This window comes from Enterobacter sp. MGH 16 (genome assembly GCF_000493175.1).
In the GTDB taxonomy this organism is placed as follows: Bacteria; Pseudomonadota; Gammaproteobacteria; order Enterobacterales; family Enterobacteriaceae; genus Enterobacter; species Enterobacter roggenkampii.
On record NZ_KI535695.1, the window covers coordinates 3,374,922 to 3,391,932 of the forward strand.

Genomic DNA, 17,011 nt, shown 5'->3' on the forward strand with positions numbered 1-17,011 from the left:
ACTATGCAGCTCAACATCACTGGACAAAACGTCGAAATTACTGTGGCTTTACGCGACTTTGTGAACGCGAAGTTTGCAAAACTCGAGCAGTATTTCGAAAGGATCAATCAGGTCTACATTGTGTTGAAAGTGGAGAAAGTGACTCATATCTCGGATGCCACCCTGCATGTTAACGGGGGGGAACTGCATGCCAGTGCGGAAGGGCAAGACATGTACGCTGCTATCGACGGCTTGATTGATAAGCTTGCGCGACAGCTCAATAAACACAAAGATAAACTGAAACAACACTAATTGTCCGGGCAGTTAACGGGTGCAGGACGGCCTGTTGTGAAACACAACAGGCCATTTGTACAGTTAGCGCTTAGGTGAAATTATGATGAACAACGATTCCGCTCTTCAACTGAGCAATGTCCTTAACCAGGAATGTACCCGCAGTGCGGTTCACTGCCAGAGCAAAAAACGTGCGCTGGAAATCATCAGTGAACTGGCCGCAAAACAGCTGGGCCTGCCGCCGCAGGTGGTGTTCGAAGCGATTCTGACCCGCGAAAAGATGGGCAGTACCGGTATCGGCAACGGCATCGCAATCCCGCACGGCAAGCTGGAAGAGGATACCCTGCGTGCCGTCGGTGTGTTTGTGCAGCTTGAAACACCGATCGCCTTTGATGCCATTGATAACCAGCCCGTCGATCTCCTCTTCGCGCTGCTGGTGCCTGCTGACCAGACGAAAACCCATCTGCATACGCTGTCGCTGGTCGCCAAACGTCTGGCTGATAAAACCATTTGCCGTCGACTGCGCTCGGCTCAAAGTGATGAAGAGCTTTATCAAATTATCACCGAAGCAGAAGGCAATCAGGATGATGCATAACCAGGAGATGGCCTTCACATCTGTTGTCCTGAGGAGAAACGGAACATGGTGCTGATGATTGTCAGCGGTCGTTCAGGGTCGGGGAAATCCGTTGCTCTGCGCGCGCTGGAAGACATGGGTTTTTACTGCGTCGATAACCTGCCGGTCGTGTTGCTGCCCGACCTGGCCCGTACGCTTGCGGAGAGACAGACCTCGGCCGCCGTCAGTATCGACGTTCGTAACATGCCGGAATCGCCAGAGATCTTCGAACAGGCAATGAGTAACCTGCCTGACACGTTCTCGCCTCAGCTGCTGTTCCTCGATGCAGACCGGAATACCCTGATCCGCCGCTACAGCGACACCCGTCGTTTGCACCCGCTTTCCAGTAAGAACCTCTCCCTGGAGAGCGCAATCGATGAAGAGAGCGATCTGCTGGAGCCGCTGCGTTCTCGCGCCGACCTGATTGTCGACACCTCTGAGATGTCCGTTCACGAGCTGGCGGAAATGCTGCGTACCCGCTTGTTGGGCAAACGCGAGCGCGAACTGACAATGGTGTTCGAATCCTTTGGCTTCAAGCACGGTATCCCGATTGATGCGGATTATGTTTTCGACGTGCGCTTCCTGCCGAACCCGCACTGGGATCCGAAACTGCGTCCTATGACCGGTCTGGATAAACCCGTCGCTGCTTTCCTCGACAGGCACACAGAAGTTCACAATTTTATCTACCAGACGCGAAGCTACCTTGAGCTATGGTTACCTATGCTGGAGACAAACAATCGTAGCTATCTGACGGTAGCGATTGGCTGTACCGGCGGTAAACATCGTTCGGTCTACATCGCCGAACAGCTGGCCGACTACTTCCGCTCGCGCGGAAAGAACGTTCAGTCCCGTCATCGCACGCTGGAAAAACGTAAAACATGACCGTAAAACAGACCGTTGAGATTACCAATAAGCTGGGCATGCATGCGCGCCCGGCGATGAAGCTGTTTGAGCTGATGCAGGGTTTCGATGCAGAAGTTCTGCTGCGGAATGACGAAGGTACCGAAGCGGAGGCGAACAGCGTCATTGCGCTGCTGATGCTGGATTCCGCCAAAGGGCGTCAGATTGAAGTCGAAGCCACCGGCCCCCAGGAAGAGGAAGCGCTGGCGGCGGTGATTGCGCTGTTTAACGCGGGGTTCGACGAAGATTAAGGTCTCTGCCCTTCAGGCGGGTGGCGCTGCGCTTACCCGCCCTACATAAGTTTGTTGCTCTCCATAAACCCTTCTCCTCCCAACTGACGCATCTGGCGCATAATCCACGCCTGACGGCTTCGCACGTACCCTGAGGGGGCACTGGCTTTAAAGCGGAGGGGATTAGGCAGAACAGCCGCGAGCAGCGCCGCCTCAGACATGCTCAGCTTGCTGGCGGGTTTATTAAAATAGCGTTGTGATGCAGCTTCGACACCAAATACCCCGTCGCCAAACTCGGCAACGTTGAGATACACGGTCAGAATGCGCTTTTTGCTCCAGACCGTTTCCATGCCCAGGGTGAGCCCCGCTTCCAGCCCCTTTCGCACCCAGCTGCGGCCGTCCCACAGAAACAGATTTTTGGCCGTCTGCTGCGACAACGTTGACGCGCCGCGCACGCGGTTTTCATGGCGTTCATTATGCGCCAGCGCCTTCTCAATGGCCGCAACGTCGAACCCCCAGTGCTCCGGGAATTTCTGATCCTCCGCTGCGATGACCGCCAGCCCCATGAACGGAGAGATCTCGTCCATGCTTACCCAGTCAGAATGGGCAACATAGCCGAAATCGCCGCTGAGCCACGCGCCGAGCTGACGCTCAACCATCACGGCAGAGAACGGGACCGGCATAATGCTGAACACGGCCAGCCCGCCTCCCCAGAACACCGCCATGACGAGAACGATGCGTAGAAGAAGGCGTTTCACCCATGCGCCTGCGGAAAACGGACGCCTCATTCCGTCAGCACCAGCACGCGGGCGACCAGTTTTTCAATGCCCACGGCGGCTTCCGCGATATTCTTCGCCAGCATATACGCAGGCGTGGTGACAATCTTGTTATCTTCATCAACCACAATGTCATCCACCGGGCACGGAACGTGTTCGCCCCCCATTTCTTCGACAATCTCTGCGGTATCAATATCCGTCCCGATGGTCACGCGCAGCGGGAAATCAAAAATTTTAGGCAACATCGCCGGTGCGATACAGATAAAGCCCAGCGGTTTCCCTGCCGCATGCATGGCCTGCGACAGCGCTTTGAGATGAGGATCGATCTGACACTCCGCGCCCTGCGCGGCAAAGGTACTGAGATTTTTGGCTGCGCCAAACCCACCTGGCACAATGAGCGCATCAAGCTCTGCAGGGTCTGCCTGAATAAGAGGATGGATGACACCTCGCGCAATGCGCGCGGCTTCAATCAGCACGTTACGGGTTTCCGCCATTGGCTCACCGGTCAGATGGTTAATCACATCCGCCTGATTTTTGTCCGGTGCAAAACAAATCACCTCGGCTCCCTGCTTAGCCAGGGCCAGCAGCGTGATGACGGCTTCGTGTATCTCAGAGCCATCGTAAACACCGCATCCGCTTAGCACGACACCAATCTTTTTCATCATGACAATCCTTTTCTGCAACTTGCTGAAGCACATTAATAATTTTGATTAAAACGCTATGCTTCACACATTTCACTGATTCATGTAACAAACCATTTAAGATTTGCTATCTTATCTGCGTGCGGCCTAAATTTTTCAGGCAGCGCCCTTTCAAAAATAACGTTTAAAAACAGGCGCAGCCACGATTTCCCTGGTGTTGGCGCAGTATTCGCGCACCCCGGTTAATCCGGGGTCATTTTTTTCTGGCGTCAACCCAGGCTTTTAGCACCGCCACATCGTTTTGCCATTCCTGTTTCATCTCTTCAACCCAATCACCCACGTTATCTTCCCATGCAGGTAAATCAGGCGACTGAATCTGTTGCCCCAACTGCTGCAGATGGCGTAAGCCAACCGAGCCGGCGGCACCTTTGATTTTATGTCCTTCTTCCACGATCCCCTTCTGGTCACGGGCCGTCAGGTTGGATTCCAGCACGCTCAGATAGCCCGGCATCATTTTTTCGAACACCGCCAGACCGTCGGTAATCAGTTTCGGCCCCACCAGATCGATGTACTGCTCCAGCATCGCGGTATCGAGTATCGTTTGGGCTTTTGCGCTATCAACAGACGTCATGGTGCTCTCCTCTTCATCATGGGTATCCCAGAACTTTTTGATCATAGCGGTCAGAGCAGGCACCGCCAGCGGCTTGCTGAGTACATCGTCCATACCGGCATCGAGATACTCTTTTTTATCTTTCAGCACGTTCGCCGTCAGGGCAACCAGCGGCGGCAGTTCGTCGGCCGCGTACTGACGCGTCAACTCGCGCGAGATATCCAGCCCGGTCATATCCGGTAATTGAATATCCAGCAGAACAAGATCGTATTCGCCTGGTTTAAACATCTCCAGCGCGGCTTTGCCGGTCATCGCGACATCCACGCTGTTGCCCAGTTTTTCCAGCACAGAGCGCGCCACAATTACGTTCAGCTCAATATCTTCCACCAGCAGGACGTGCAGGGCAGGCAGCGGCATATCGTCATTTTCAAAGCTATCCTCTACCTCTTCCGCCACCGCAGGGGCATGGACCGTCAGCGTGAAGGTTGACCCTTTGCCCGGCTGGCTGGCAACGGTGATATCGCCGCCCATACTCTTCGCCAGACGTTTAGAGACCGCCAGGCCAATGCCCGTACCGGTGGCCGGTTTCCCACCGTTGCTGTCTTTCACCTGATAGTACATGGCGAAGATTTTGTCCTGCTCCTCCAGCGGAATACCCATCCCGGAGTCTTCAACCTCGAAGTGCAGCATGTCACCTTCGTCATAGCGGATACGCACCGCCACCTTTCCTTTCTGGGTAAATTTCACTGCGTTGCTGATCAGGTTCCACAGGATCTGGCGCAGTCGCGTGCCGTCCGTCACCACTTTATGCGGCAGCGGCAGGGTTGGCTCCATGACAAAGCTCAGTCCCTTCTGCTGCGCCTGCAGGCCAGACAGGTTTTCCAGATCGGCAAGGAAGCTGGTGAAATCCACAGGCTGGTTATCAAGCTGAACTTTACGGCGCTCCATCTTATCCATATCAATAATATCGTTGAAGATATTACCCAGCGTGACCGCTGAAACATGGATAGTCTTGAGGTATTTTTCCTGCTCTGCGGTCAGGTCGGTATCAAGCAGAATACGGCTCAACCCGACGATGCCGTTAAGCGGCGTACGCAGCTCGTGGCTGATGGTGGAGATAAAGGTGGTCTTGTCGCGGCTGGCGCGCTCCAGGGCATCCTGATAGCGCTTACGCTCGGTAATATCGCGGCCAAAGCCCATCAGGCCGTGGCGTTTCCCCACGCGGTCATAGTAGGGTACCTTACGGATCTCAAAGCAGGCTTTGCGCCCGTCCGGGTAATCCAGCCACTGTTCATAGGTCAGCGAGACGTTATGACGGAAGACTTTTTCGTCGGTCTCCATGACCTTGGCCGCCGCCTCTTCAGAGTAAACGTCCTGCGGCTTCAGGTGTATCAGCTGCTTCTCGCTTTTCCCGGTGAGCAACTCCATCGCCCGGTTACAGCCGGAAAACTCTTTATCTTCATTACGGTAGAACACCAGATCCGGCGACGCATCCAGGAACGATCGCAGGAAAGAAGATTGCTGCTCAAGCTGGATCTGCGTGACCTCGCGCTCTTTCATTTCGATTTTCAGCTGCTCCAGGGTGGCCTGACGCTCGGCCTCCGCTTTCTCACGATCTGAAATCTCCTGATTCAGCTGCGCAATGTTGTCTTTGAGCTGGACGTTGAGCTTCAGGTCGCGCTCGCGCATCTCTTCCAGCTTATCCACCAGCTTAGACAAACGCTGGCGGGACTCTTCCAGCTGTTCAACCACCACGGAAAGGAAATAGACCGCCCAGGGAGTAATAAGCAAGCCAAAGAAGATGGAGCGGATGACGTCGATACTCTCGACCTGACCATGCAGAACCATGGTAACCGCCATTTGCACGACAATGGCCAGAACGACCAGCGCCAGCGCAAGCAGCATGGAAAAACGCACCAGCCCAAGCTTCATCATCAGGTCGACGTAATACTGGGCAAGCATTCGAATTTGCTTCATAGAGGATCCCTTCACGACGTTATCGCTCAATAATACTCAAATTCGCGGCGGGACGTTGAAGGTTGTGAGAAAAAGTGCGGGGTGAAACAGGAGATTAGCCTCGCTCCCGGGTAACCGGAAGCGAGGAGAGGTCAATCAGGAGCGTTTCAACAGCAGCCAGAGACTGATCAGGAGGAAGCTGGCGCTTGGCAGCAGCGCACCGATAATCGGCGGAATGCCATAAACCAGCGTCAGCGGACCGAAGATCTGATCGAGCACGTAGAACACAAAGCCGAAGCTGATGCCGGTCACGACGCGGACCCCCATCGGCACGCTGCGCAACGGACCGAAGATAAACGACAGCGCCATCAGCATCATTACCGCCACGGACATCGGCTGGAAGATTTTGCTCCACATGTTGAGCTGATAGCGTCCCGCATCCTGTCCGCTCGACTTCAGGTATTTCACATAGTTGTGTAAACCGCTGATGGAGAGCGCGTCAGGATCCAGCGCCACGACGCCGAGCTTATCGGGCGTCAGGTTGGTTTTCCACGTACCGGTTACCGTCTGAGAACCCGTAATCTGTTTCGGATCGGTCAGGTCAGATTCATCAACCTGGGACAACCGCCACTGCTTATGTTCGGCGTCAAACTTCGCCGAAGAGGCGTGGCGAACGGACTGCAGACGGCGCTGGTCATCGAAAGCGTAGATGCTCACTCCGCCCAGTTCATCATTCCCCTTCACCCGTTCGATGTAGACGAAGTTTTTACCGTCTTTCGCCCATAAACCTTGCTGAGTCGAGAGCAGTGAGCCGCCGTACATCGCCTGAGCACGGTAGTTACGCGCCATCTGTTCGCCCTGCGGCGCGACCCACTCGCCAATCGCCATGGTCAACAGCACCAGGGGGATGGCGGTTTTCATTACCGACAGCGCGACCTGCATACGGGTAAAACCCGAAGCCTGCATAACGACCAGCTCACTGCGCTGCGCCAGCATCCCCAGCCCCAGCAGCGCCCCCAGCAGGGCCGCCATCGGGAAGAAGATCTGCACATCTTTCGGCACGCTGAGCAGGGTATACATCCCCGCGCCCAGCGCGTCATAGCTCCCCTGCCCGGCTTTTTTCAGCTGATCGACAAATTTGATAATGCCGGAGAGGGACACCAGCATGAACAACGTCATCATGATGGTGGTAAAAATGGTTTTACCGATATAGCGATCAAGAACGCCAAACGCCTGCATTAGATGGCTCCTTTACGCGAGAATCGGGCACGTATGCGGCGCACAGGCACCGTATCCCACAGGTTTAACCCCAGCGCCAGTAAGATGTACAGGCTGTTAACGAACCATGTCCAGACCATAGGGTCCAGCTTACCCTTCGCGCCGTTGGAACGAATCGAGGTTTGCAGCAGGAAATAGATCAGGTAAAGCAGCATCGCTGGCAGCATAGAGAGCACGCGTCCCTGACGCGGGTTCACCACGCTCAGCGGAACGACAATCAGCGCCATCATAAACACGGTGAAGACGAGCGTAACACGCCAGTGGAACTCAGCACGCGCTCGGTTGGTATCGGTATTCCAGAGGGTACGCATGTCCATTTGCTCGGTATCCGTTGGATCGAGCGCCACGGTCTGATGGCCGATAATGGCCTGATAGTTCTGGAAATCCGTAATGCGGAAGTCACGCAGCATCGCGGTGCCTTCGAAACGGGTGCCTTTGTTCAGCGTCACAACCTGAGAACCATCTTTGCGCTGAGCAAGCTGACCGGAGTCGGCAACCACCACAGAAGGACGCGCGTTACCTTTAGGACGCAGCTGCGCCAGGAAGACATCGTTGAATTTGCTGCCGTCAACGCTCTCAATAAACAGCACGGAGTTTCCGTCGGTTGCCTGCTGGAACTGTCCCTGGGCTAACGCCGCCATGCCGGGGTTGGCTTTCGCTTCGGCCAGCACTTCGTCCTGATGGCGAGAAGACAGAGGACCCGCCCACATCACATTCACCGCCGCAACGATACCCGTGAACAGCGCCAGTATCATGGCGGCTTTGACCAGCACCGCTTTGCTCAGGCCACAGGCATGCATCACCGTGATTTCACTCTCGGTGTAGAGTTTCCCAAGCGTCATGAGCAGGCCAAGGAAAAGACTTAGCGGCAGGATAAGCTGCGCCATTTCCGGGATCCCTAAACCAAGCAGGGAAAGCACCAGATTTGTTGGAATTTCGCCGTCAACGGCCGCACCGAGGATCTTAACCAGCTTCTGACAGAAAAAAATCAGCAGCAGGATGAAGAGGATCGCCAGTTGGCTTTTGAGCGTCTCCCGCACCAGATATCTTATGATTATCACTTTAAATACGCCCGTAAAAACCCGTCTCTTTGCTGGAAAATCGCTTGTTTCATGGCTTAAACGTCATTTATTCTCTTGAGTCGTCGAAATCATCGCTAAGATTAAAACATCCGGCGGATTCACGCTTCAGGACTTTTTCTGACGTGTCGAAACCGTAGTAACGTAAGATTAACACGAAGTCACCACAACAGCGGACATGAGTTACGAAAGGTTTCAATTCTATCCGTAGCCGCCGCCGTTGTCTTTAAGATTCAGGAGCGTAGTGCATGGAGTTCAGTGTAAAAAGCGGTAGCCCGGAGAAACAGCGGAGTGCCTGCATCGTTGTGGGCGTCTTTGAACCACGCCGACTCTCCCCGATCGCCGAACAACTCGATAAAATCAGTGACGGCTATATTAGCGCCCTGCTGCGCCGTGGCGAACTGGAAGGCAAACCTGGGCAGACGCTGTTACTGCACCATGTTCCGAACGTACTGTCAGAGCGCATTCTGCTGATTGGCTGCGGCAAAGAACGCGAGCTGGATGAACGTCAGTACAAGCAGGTGATTCAGAAAACCATCAATACGCTGAATGATACCGGTTCAATGGAAGCCGTCTGCTTCCTGACCGAGCTGCACGTTAAAGGGCGTAACACGTACTGGAAAGTGCGTCAGGCAGTCGAAACGGCAAAAGAGAGTCTGTACAGCTTCGATCAGCTGAAGACCAATAAAAGCGAGCCGCGTCGTCCGCTGCGTAAAATGGTCTTTAACGTGCCAACCCGTCGCGAGCTGACCAGCGGCGAGCGCGCGATCCAGCACGGTCTGGCGATTGCCGCCGGTATTAAAGCGGCAAAAGATCTCGGCAACATGCCGCCGAACATCTGTAACGCCGCTTACCTCGCCTCTCAGGCGCGCCAGCTGGCCGACGCCTACAGCAAAAACGTGATTACCCGCGTCATCGGCGAACAGCAGATGAAAGAGCTGGGAATGCACTCTTACCTGGCGGTGGGTAACGGCTCTCAGAACGAATCCCTGATGTCGGTTATCGAGTACAAGGGCAACCCGGCCGAAGACGCGCGCCCTGTCGTGCTGGTCGGTAAAGGCCTGACCTTCGATTCCGGCGGTATCTCCATCAAGCCTGCCGAAGGCATGGATGAGATGAAATACGACATGTGCGGCGCGGCGGCGGTTTACGGCGTGATGCGCATGGTCGCGGAACTTCAGCTGCCGATCAACGTGATCGGGGTCCTGGCGGGCTGCGAAAACATGCCCGGCGGTCGCGCGTATCGCCCGGGTGACGTCCTGACCACCATGTCCGGCCAGACGGTAGAAGTGCTGAACACCGACGCCGAAGGCCGTCTGGTACTCTGTGACGTGTTGACCTACGTTGAGCGCTTCGAGCCAGAAGCGGTCATTGACGTCGCCACCCTCACCGGTGCCTGCGTGATTGCCCTTGGCCACCACATTACCGGCCTGATGTCTAACCATAATCCGCTGGCGCACGAGCTGATTAGCGCCTCGGAGCAGGCCGGTGACCGCGCATGGCGTCTGCCGCTGGGTGATGAATATCAGGAGCAGTTGGAGTCTAACTTCGCGGATATGGCGAACATTGGCGGACGTCCTGGCGGGGCAATCACCGCGGGATGCTTCCTGGCGCGCTTTACCCGCAAGTACAACTGGGCGCACCTGGATATCGCGGGCACCGCATGGCGCTCCGGTAAGGCCAAAGGCGCAACCGGTCGTCCGGTGGCGCTGCTGTCGCAGTTCCTGCTCAATCGTGCGGGTTTTAACGGCGACGAGTGATACAAAGTGCCGGGTGGCGGCTTCGCCTTACCCGGCCTACACGCCACTCAACCGTAGGCCGGGTAAGCGAAGCGCCACCCGGCTTTGCATTTAAATCCACGACAAGAAGCCCCATATATGAAGAATGCAACGTTCTACCTTCTGGACAACGACACCCATCAGGATGGACTCAGCGCCGTCGAACAGCTGGTGTGTGAAATTGCCGCAGAACGTTGGCGCGCAGGCAAACGCGTGTTGATAGCCTGTGAAGATGAGCAGCAGGCGATTCGTCTCGATGAAGCGCTGTGGGCCCGCCCGCCTGAGAGCTTTGTTCCGCATAACCTGTCAGGCGAAGGGCCACGCGGCGGGGCGCCGGTGGAAATTGCCTGGCCGCAAAAGCGCAACAGCAGCGCGCGCGACATTCTGATTAGCCTGCGGATAGATTTTGCAGATTTTGCCACCGCTTTCACAGAAGTGGTAGACTTTGTCCCTTACGAAGAATCCTTGAAACAACTGGCGCGCGAACGCTATAAAGCGTACCGCCTGGCTGGTTTTAACCTGAATACGGCAACCTGGAAATAATGGAAAAGACATATAACCCACGCGATATCGAACAGCCGCTTTACGAGCACTGGGAACAGCAGGGCTATTTCAAGCCTAACGGCGACGAAAGCAAAGAGTCCTTCTGCATCATGATCCCGCCGCCGAACGTCACCGGCAGTTTGCATATGGGTCATGCTTTCCAGCAGACCATCATGGACACCATGATCCGCTACCAGCGCATGCAGGGCAAAAACACCCTGTGGCAGGCGGGGACTGACCACGCGGGTATCGCGACCCAGATGGTGGTTGAGCGTAAAATTGCCGCTGAAGAAGGGAAAACCCGCCACGACTACGGTCGCGACGCGTTCATCGACAAAATCTGGCAGTGGAAAGCGGAATCTGGCGGCACCATTACCCGTCAGATGCGCCGTCTCGGCAACTCCGTGGACTGGGAGCGCGAGCGCTTCACCATGGATGAAGGCCTTTCCAACGCCGTGAAAGAAGTCTTCGTTCGCCTGTATAAAGAAGACCTGATTTACCGCGGCAAGCGCCTGGTTAACTGGGATCCAAAACTGCGCACCGCGATTTCCGATCTGGAAGTGGAAAACCGCGAGTCTAAAGGCTCCATGTGGCACATCCGCTATCCGCTGGCCGACGGCGCAAAAACCGCTGACGGTAAAGATTACCTGGTGGTCGCGACCACCCGTCCGGAAACCCTGCTGGGCGATACCGGCGTGGCCGTTAACCCGGAAGATCCGCGTTATAAAGATCTGATTGGCAAATTCGTGGTGCTGCCGCTGGTAAACCGCCGTATTCCGATTGTGGGCGACGAACACGCCGACATGGAAAAAGGCACCGGCTGCGTGAAAATCACCCCGGCGCACGACTTCAACGACTATGAAGTGGGTCGTCGTCACGCCCTGCCGATGATCAACATTCTGACCTTCGACGGCGATATCCGCGAAAGCGCAGAAGTGTACGACACCAAAGGCAACGAATCCGACGTCTATTCCAGCGACATCCCGGCCGAGTTCCAGAAGCTGGAACGCTTTGCCGCGCGTAAAGCGATTGTGGCTGCCGTTGACGGACTGGGCCTGCTGGAAGAGATCAAACCTCACGACCTGACCGTGCCGTACGGCGACCGTGGCGGCGTGGTTATCGAGCCAATGCTGACCGACCAGTGGTACGTGCGTGCCGACGTGCTGGCGAAACCGGCTGTGGAAGCGGTTGAAAACGGCAGCATTCAGTTCGTGCCGAAGCAGTACGAAAACATGTACTTCTCCTGGATGCGCGATATTCAGGACTGGTGTATCTCCCGTCAGCTGTGGTGGGGCCACCGTATCCCGGCATGGTACGACAACGAAGGCAACGTGTACGTTGGCCGCAGCGAAGATGAAGTGCGCCAGGAAAACAACCTGAGCGCTGACGTTGCCCTGCGTCAGGACGAAGACGTGCTGGATACCTGGTTCTCCTCCGCGCTGTGGACCTTCTCCACCCTCGGCTGGCCAGAAAACACCGACGCGCTGCGTCAGTTCCACCCAACCAGCGTGATGGTGTCCGGCTTCGACATTATCTTCTTCTGGATCGCCCGCATGATCATGATGACCATGCACTTCATCAAAGATGAAGACGGCAAGCCGCAGGTTCCATTCCATACCGTCTACATGACCGGTCTGATCCGCGACGACGAAGGCCAGAAGATGTCCAAATCCAAGGGTAACGTCATTGACCCGCTGGATATGGTTGACGGTATTTCTCTGGAAGAGCTGCTGGAAAAACGCACCGGCAACATGATGCAGCCGCAGCTGGCGGAGAAAATCCGCAAGCGCACCGAGAAGCAGTTCCCGAACGGGATTGAGGCTCACGGTACCGACGCCCTGCGCTTCACCCTGGCAGCGCTGGCCTCGACCGGCCGTGACATCAACTGGGACATGAAGCGTCTGGAAGGTTACCGTAACTTCTGTAACAAGCTGTGGAACGCCAGCCGCTTCGTGCTGATGAACACCGAAGATCAGGATTGCGGCTTCAACGGCGGCGAGATGACCCTCTCCCTGGCCGACCGCTGGATCCTGGCGGAATTCAACCAGACCGTGAAAGCGTTCCGCGAGGCGCTGGACAGCTACCGCTTCGATATCGCGGCGGGCATTCTGTATGAATTCACCTGGAACCAGTTCTGTGACTGGTATCTGGAGCTGGCGAAGCCGGTCATGAACGGCGGCACTGAGGCGGAACTGCGCGGCACGCGCAACACGCTGATTACCGTTCTGGAAGGCCTGCTGCGCCTGGCGCATCCGGTTATTCCATTCATCACCGAGACCATCTGGCAGCGCGTGAAGGTGATTGCAGGCATCAACGCCGACACCATCATGCTGCAGCCGTTCCCGGCATTCGATGCGGCTAAGGTTGATGAAGCGGCGTCTGCGGATACCGAGTGGCTGAAGCAGGCGATCGTGGCGGTACGTAACATTCGTGCTGAAATGAACATCGCGCCGGGCAAACCGCTGGAGCTGCTGCTGCGCGGCTGTAGCGAAGCGGCCGTTCGTCGCGTCACCGAGAACAACACCTTCCTGAAAACCATGGCGCGTCTGGAAAGCATCACCGTGCTGCCTGCTGATGACAAAGGTCCGGTTTCCGTGACCAAAATCATCGACGGTGCCGAGCTGCTGATCCCGATGGCGGGTCTGATCGACAAAGACGCTGAGCTGGCTCGTCTGGCGAAAGAAGTGGCGAAAGTCGACGTGGAAATTGGCAAAATCGAAAGCAAGCTGGCGAACGAAGGCTTTGTTGCCCGCGCGCCGGAAGCGGTCATCGCGAAAGAGCGTGAGCGTCTGGTTGCCTTCGCCGATGCGAAGACCAAGCTGATTGAGCAGCAGGCGGTTATCGCTGCCCTGTAATGCTTTTACCCCTTACGCTTCAGGGCGTAAGGGGTAACCTTCCTGAAAACTCCTCGCTTGCACTCCCCTTTCTGCGGTGCTATTAACAGCAGTTATGTGTCAATTTTTGTAATGAGTAATGCTATGAGCGTGATTACCCCCGTCGCGACGACGATGCGCCGGATCGCTGAGCAGGATAACCCGGCTATCGCCGCCGTTATTCGCACCGTTTCTGCCGAATATGGACTGACGGCTGACAAGGGCTACACGGTTGCCGACCCGAATCTGGACGCGCTTTTCCAGCTCTACAGCCAGCCTGGTCATGCCTACTGGGTCATCGAGCAGAACGGTCAGGTCGTGGGCGGCGGCGGCGTGGCGCCCCTCAGCTGCAGCGAGCCGGATATCTGCGAACTGCAGAAAATGTATTTCCTGCCAACGGCACGCGGACAAGGACTGGCAAAAAAGCTGGCGCTGATGGCGCTGGACCACGCGCGCAAGCAGGGTTTTACCCGCTGCTACCTTGAAACGACCGCCTTCCTCAAAGAGGCCATCGGCCTGTATGAACATCTGGGCTTTGAGCATATCGATGCGCCGCTGGGCTGTACCGGCCACGTTGATTGCGAAGTCAGAATGCTGAAAAGTCTGTAACTTTCGTTCCTGCCCTCTTCTGTTAAGCGGCTGTAAACTGAATGCTCTACACTCTCAGTTCACACCACAACGGGGGAAACACGATGTCGAAGATAAAAAGCTACGCCGCACCGCAGGCGGGTGCAGAACTTGAGCTGTACGAGTACGATGCGGGCGAACTAAAAGCAGAAGACGTCGAAGTACAGGTTGATTACTGCGGGATCTGCCACTCGGATCTCTCGATGATCGACAACGAATGGGGCTTCTCCAGCTATCCGCTGGTTGCCGGGCACGAAGTTATTGGTCGCGTCGTGGCGCTCGGTAGCGCCGCGCAGGACAAAGGGCTCAAAGTGGGCCAGCGCGTGGGCATTGGCTGGACGGCACGCAGCTGTGGTCACTGCGATGCCTGTATCAGCGGCAATCAAATCAACTGCCTCGAAGGCGCTGTTCCCACCATTCTCAACAAAGGTGGTTTTGCCGATAAACTGCGCGCCGACTGGCAATGGGTTATCCCGCTGCCGGACAGCATTGATATCGAATCCGCCGGTCCGCTGCTGTGTGGCGGCATCACCGTCTTCAAGCCGCTGCTGATGCACCATATCACCGCCACCAGCCGCGTCGGCGTCATCGGTATCGGCGGCCTGGGGCATATTGCCATTAAGCTGCTGCACGCGATGGGCTGTGAAGTCACGGCGTTCAGCTCGAACCCGGCGAAAGAGAAAGAAGTGCTGGCGATGGGGGCGGATAAAGTGGTGAACAGCCGCGATCCGCAGGCGCTGAACGCGCTGGCGGGCCAGTTTGACCTGATCATCAACACCGTTAACGTGGATCTCGACTGGCAGCCGTACTTTGAAGCGCTGGCCTACGGCGGTAACTTCCACACCGTGGGGGCGGTGATGAAGCCGCTGCCGGTTCCGGCGTTTACCCTGATCGGCGGGGATCGCAGCATCTCCGGTTCTGCAACCGGTACGCCGTACGAGCTGCGCAAACTGATGAAATTCGCCGGACGCACCAAAGTGGCGCCGACCACCGAACTGTATCCGATGTCAAAAATCAACGAAGCGATCCAGCACGTGCGCGACGGCAAAGCCCGCTACCGCGTGGTGCTGAAAGCAGATTTCTGATGTGAGTTTGCCGGGTGGCGGCTTCGCCTTACCCGGCCTACTTTCACTGCTGCGCCAATACGTTAAATACTTCCGCTACCGCGACCGCTCCCGGATCCATCACCCCATCCAGGTTCTCTTTATTGACATACGACGAGCGTCCCGCGCCGGCTTTCGCCATTTTTGCCGTTGCTTCTGCGCCCTGCTGCGCGGCCTGCGCTGCCGCCTGAATATTGCCTTTCTGTAACGCCTCCAGCGCTGGTTGCAGCGCATCGATCAGCGTGCGATCGCCAAGATCCGCTCCGCCGTACTGCTTCATCTGCGTAAGTCCACTGAGCAAGGCCTCCGGGAGCGTCTGACCATCGTGAAGCTTTTGCCCGGCCGCGGTGAAGAAGATCGACATCAGCACGCCGCTCGACCCGCCCATTACCGTAGCCAGCCGCTCGCCAACCAGTAACAGCAGCTTAGGCACGTCATTAAGCGGGAGCGCGTTCTCCTCCAGGCGCTGCGCAATATCCCGCGCCCCTTGCGCAAAGGTAGAGCCGGTATCGCCATCCCCCACTTTAGCATCCAGCGCGTTCAGGCGGTTTTCGAGCTGGAGCAGCGTTGTCGTCACGGAGGAGACAAACGCACGCACCTGTGGATTGTCAGACGGAGTGTACTCCACACGGTCATGAATGGCGCTATGCGCCACGGTGCGCAGTGGCGCAAACGCGACGGGCTTCTGCCAGCCCAGCGTCTCGACGTCGGCGTGAATCGCCTTTTCAAAGAAATCGTTGAGCTTCAGCAGCGTCAGAGAAAAGCCTTTCATATCCAGCGCGCTGACCAGCGGCGCAGGGCCAATCAGGTACGCGATATTCTCTTTCAGCGCCGAGTGCGCCAGCTCTTTGGTCAGCAGCGCCATCTCCAGCGCCGATACGCCGCCAAGATTGTTAATCAGCACCGCAAAACGCCCCTCCCCCGCCTGCGCGCGTAACGGCGTCACCAGGGTGTCGATAATGGCTTTGCTGTTTTGCGTATCCACCACGGAAGCCCCGGGCTCGCCGTGAATGCCCAGGCCCAGCTCGACATGGCCTTGTTTAATCCGCCCCTCTTCATCGTCGCTGCCCGGCAGGTTGCACGTTTGCATCGCCACGCCCAGGCTCCAGAGGTTATCGCAGGCCTGTTGCGCAATATCCCGCACCTCGCTCAGCGATTTCCCCTGCTCCGCCGCATAGCCCGCAATCTTGTGCACCAGTGCCGTACCGGCAATACCGCGCGGCTGCTTGTTATCCGGCAGCGCGATATCGTCCGCCACAATCACCATCTCCACCTTCAGGCCGTAGCGCTTGGCCTTTTCGGCCGCCAGACCGAAGTTCAGGCGGTCGCCGGTGTAGTTTTTGACGATCAGCAGACAGCCGCGATCGCCCGTGACCGCGACGATGGCATTCAGTACAGCATCCACGCTCGGCGAGGCAAACAGATCGCCGCATACAGCCGCCGTCAGCATCCCTTTCCCAACAAACCCGGCGTGTGCGGGTTCATGGCCTGAGCCGCCGCCGGAAATTACCGCCACGCGGCTTTTATCCCAGTCGCCGCGCGCGACGATCCTGATGGCCGGATCGATATCAAGCTTGACGAGATTGGCATGTGGCGCAGAGAGCAGTATGCCTTCAATGGCCTCGTTGACCAGCTGTTTGCGATCGTTAAAGAAGAATCTGGACATAGTTTCCCACTATTTTGTGAACCGTATGCAAAAGCATAGTCCGCGCTGGATAATGCGCCGCAAAGTCA

Annotated in this window: 15 protein-coding genes; 9 read left to right on the forward strand and 6 right to left on the reverse strand. The window is 56.6% G+C overall.

The annotated features are described in order from the left end of the window. The first annotated feature begins 3 nt into the window (after positions 1–3). The 4 genes from hpf (at position 4) to npr (ending at position 2,034) form a co-directional block, all read left to right on the forward strand. Complete coding sequence (hpf, locus tag L362_RS07030; RefSeq protein ID WP_023344986.1) at positions 4–291, forward strand: ribosome hibernation promoting factor; 288 nt, start codon at positions 4–6, stop codon at positions 289–291. Positions 292–373: 82 nt separating this feature from the next. Beyond that, entirely contained in the window at positions 374–865 is a 492-nt protein-coding gene (gene ptsN / locus L362_RS07025; protein WP_008501443.1) for a PTS IIA-like nitrogen regulatory protein PtsN, read from the forward strand. 45 nt (positions 866–910) lie between these two features. Continuing rightward, positions 911–1,765: an RNase adapter RapZ gene (rapZ, locus tag L362_RS07020; protein WP_008501442.1), complete on the forward strand. Its 855-nt coding sequence runs from the start codon at positions 911–913 to the stop codon at positions 1,763–1,765. Then, positions 1,762–2,034 carry a PTS phosphocarrier protein NPr gene (gene npr / locus L362_RS07015; RefSeq protein ID WP_003861872.1) on the forward strand — a complete coding sequence of 91 codons (273 nt, stop codon included), beginning with the start codon at positions 1,762–1,764 and terminating at the stop codon, positions 2,032–2,034. The genes rapZ and npr overlap by 4 nt, the downstream gene beginning before the upstream one ends. Before the next feature lie 41 nt (positions 2,035–2,075). On the opposite strand, the gene mtgA is transcribed toward npr, so the two are convergent. From mtgA to lptF, 5 genes are all read right to left on the reverse strand, one after another. Then, a complete protein-coding gene (mtgA, locus tag L362_RS07010) occupies positions 2,076–2,801 on the reverse strand; it encodes a monofunctional biosynthetic peptidoglycan transglycosylase (protein WP_008501440.1) in 726 nt (241 codons plus the stop codon). Further along, entirely contained in the window at positions 2,798–3,451 is a 654-nt protein-coding gene (gene elbB, locus L362_RS07005) for an isoprenoid biosynthesis glyoxalase ElbB (RefSeq protein WP_032637878.1), read from the reverse strand. The genes mtgA and elbB overlap by 4 nt, the downstream gene beginning before the upstream one ends. A 232-nt stretch (positions 3,452–3,683) precedes the next feature. Continuing rightward, complete coding sequence (arcB, locus tag L362_RS07000; protein ID WP_023344988.1) at positions 3,684–6,017, reverse strand: aerobic respiration two-component sensor histidine kinase ArcB; 2,334 nt, start codon at positions 6,015–6,017, stop codon at positions 3,684–3,686. Between the two features lie 135 nt (positions 6,018–6,152). After that, positions 6,153–7,235 (reverse strand): LPS export ABC transporter permease LptG, encoded by a 1,083-nt coding sequence (gene lptG, locus L362_RS06995; protein WP_008501437.1) that lies wholly within the window; start codon positions 7,233–7,235, stop codon positions 6,153–6,155. Then, positions 7,235–8,335: an LPS export ABC transporter permease LptF gene (gene lptF / locus L362_RS06990; RefSeq protein ID WP_023344989.1), complete on the reverse strand. Its 1,101-nt coding sequence runs from the start codon at positions 8,333–8,335 to the stop codon at positions 7,235–7,237. Before lptF ends, lptG begins: the two co-directional genes overlap by 1 nt. A gap of 266 nt (positions 8,336–8,601) precedes the next feature. Here lptF and pepA point away from each other — a divergent pair, with 266 nt between their 5' ends. The 5 genes from pepA (at position 8,602) to L362_RS06965 (ending at position 15,259) form a co-directional block, all read left to right on the forward strand. Then, on the forward strand, positions 8,602–10,113 hold the full coding sequence (pepA, locus tag L362_RS06985) for a leucyl aminopeptidase (protein ID WP_008501434.1): 1,512 nt from the start codon (positions 8,602–8,604) through the stop codon (positions 10,111–10,113). A gap of 117 nt (positions 10,114–10,230) precedes the next feature. Next, positions 10,231–10,674, forward strand: coding sequence for a DNA polymerase III subunit chi (holC, locus tag L362_RS06980; RefSeq protein WP_008502815.1), 444 nt, complete (start codon positions 10,231–10,233; stop codon positions 10,672–10,674). After that, positions 10,674–13,529 carry a valine--tRNA ligase gene (locus L362_RS06975; protein ID WP_023344990.1) on the forward strand — a complete coding sequence of 952 codons (2,856 nt, stop codon included), beginning with the start codon at positions 10,674–10,676 and terminating at the stop codon, positions 13,527–13,529. The genes holC and L362_RS06975 overlap by 1 nt, the downstream gene beginning before the upstream one ends. A gap of 123 nt (positions 13,530–13,652) precedes the next feature. Then, positions 13,653–14,156 carry a GNAT family N-acetyltransferase gene (locus L362_RS06970; protein WP_008502817.1) on the forward strand — a complete coding sequence of 168 codons (504 nt, stop codon included), beginning with the start codon at positions 13,653–13,655 and terminating at the stop codon, positions 14,154–14,156. 83 nt (positions 14,157–14,239) lie between these two features. Further along, entirely contained in the window at positions 14,240–15,259 is a 1,020-nt protein-coding gene (locus tag L362_RS06965) for an NADPH-dependent aldehyde reductase Ahr (protein WP_021242270.1), read from the forward strand. A 43-nt stretch (positions 15,260–15,302) separates the two neighbouring features. On the opposite strand, the gene L362_RS06960 is transcribed toward L362_RS06965, so the two are convergent. After that, positions 15,303–16,943, reverse strand: a complete 1,641-nt coding sequence (locus tag L362_RS06960) for a dihydroxyacetone kinase subunit DhaK (RefSeq protein WP_023344991.1) — start codon at positions 16,941–16,943, stop codon at positions 15,303–15,305. Positions 16,944–17,011 lie beyond the last annotated feature (68 nt).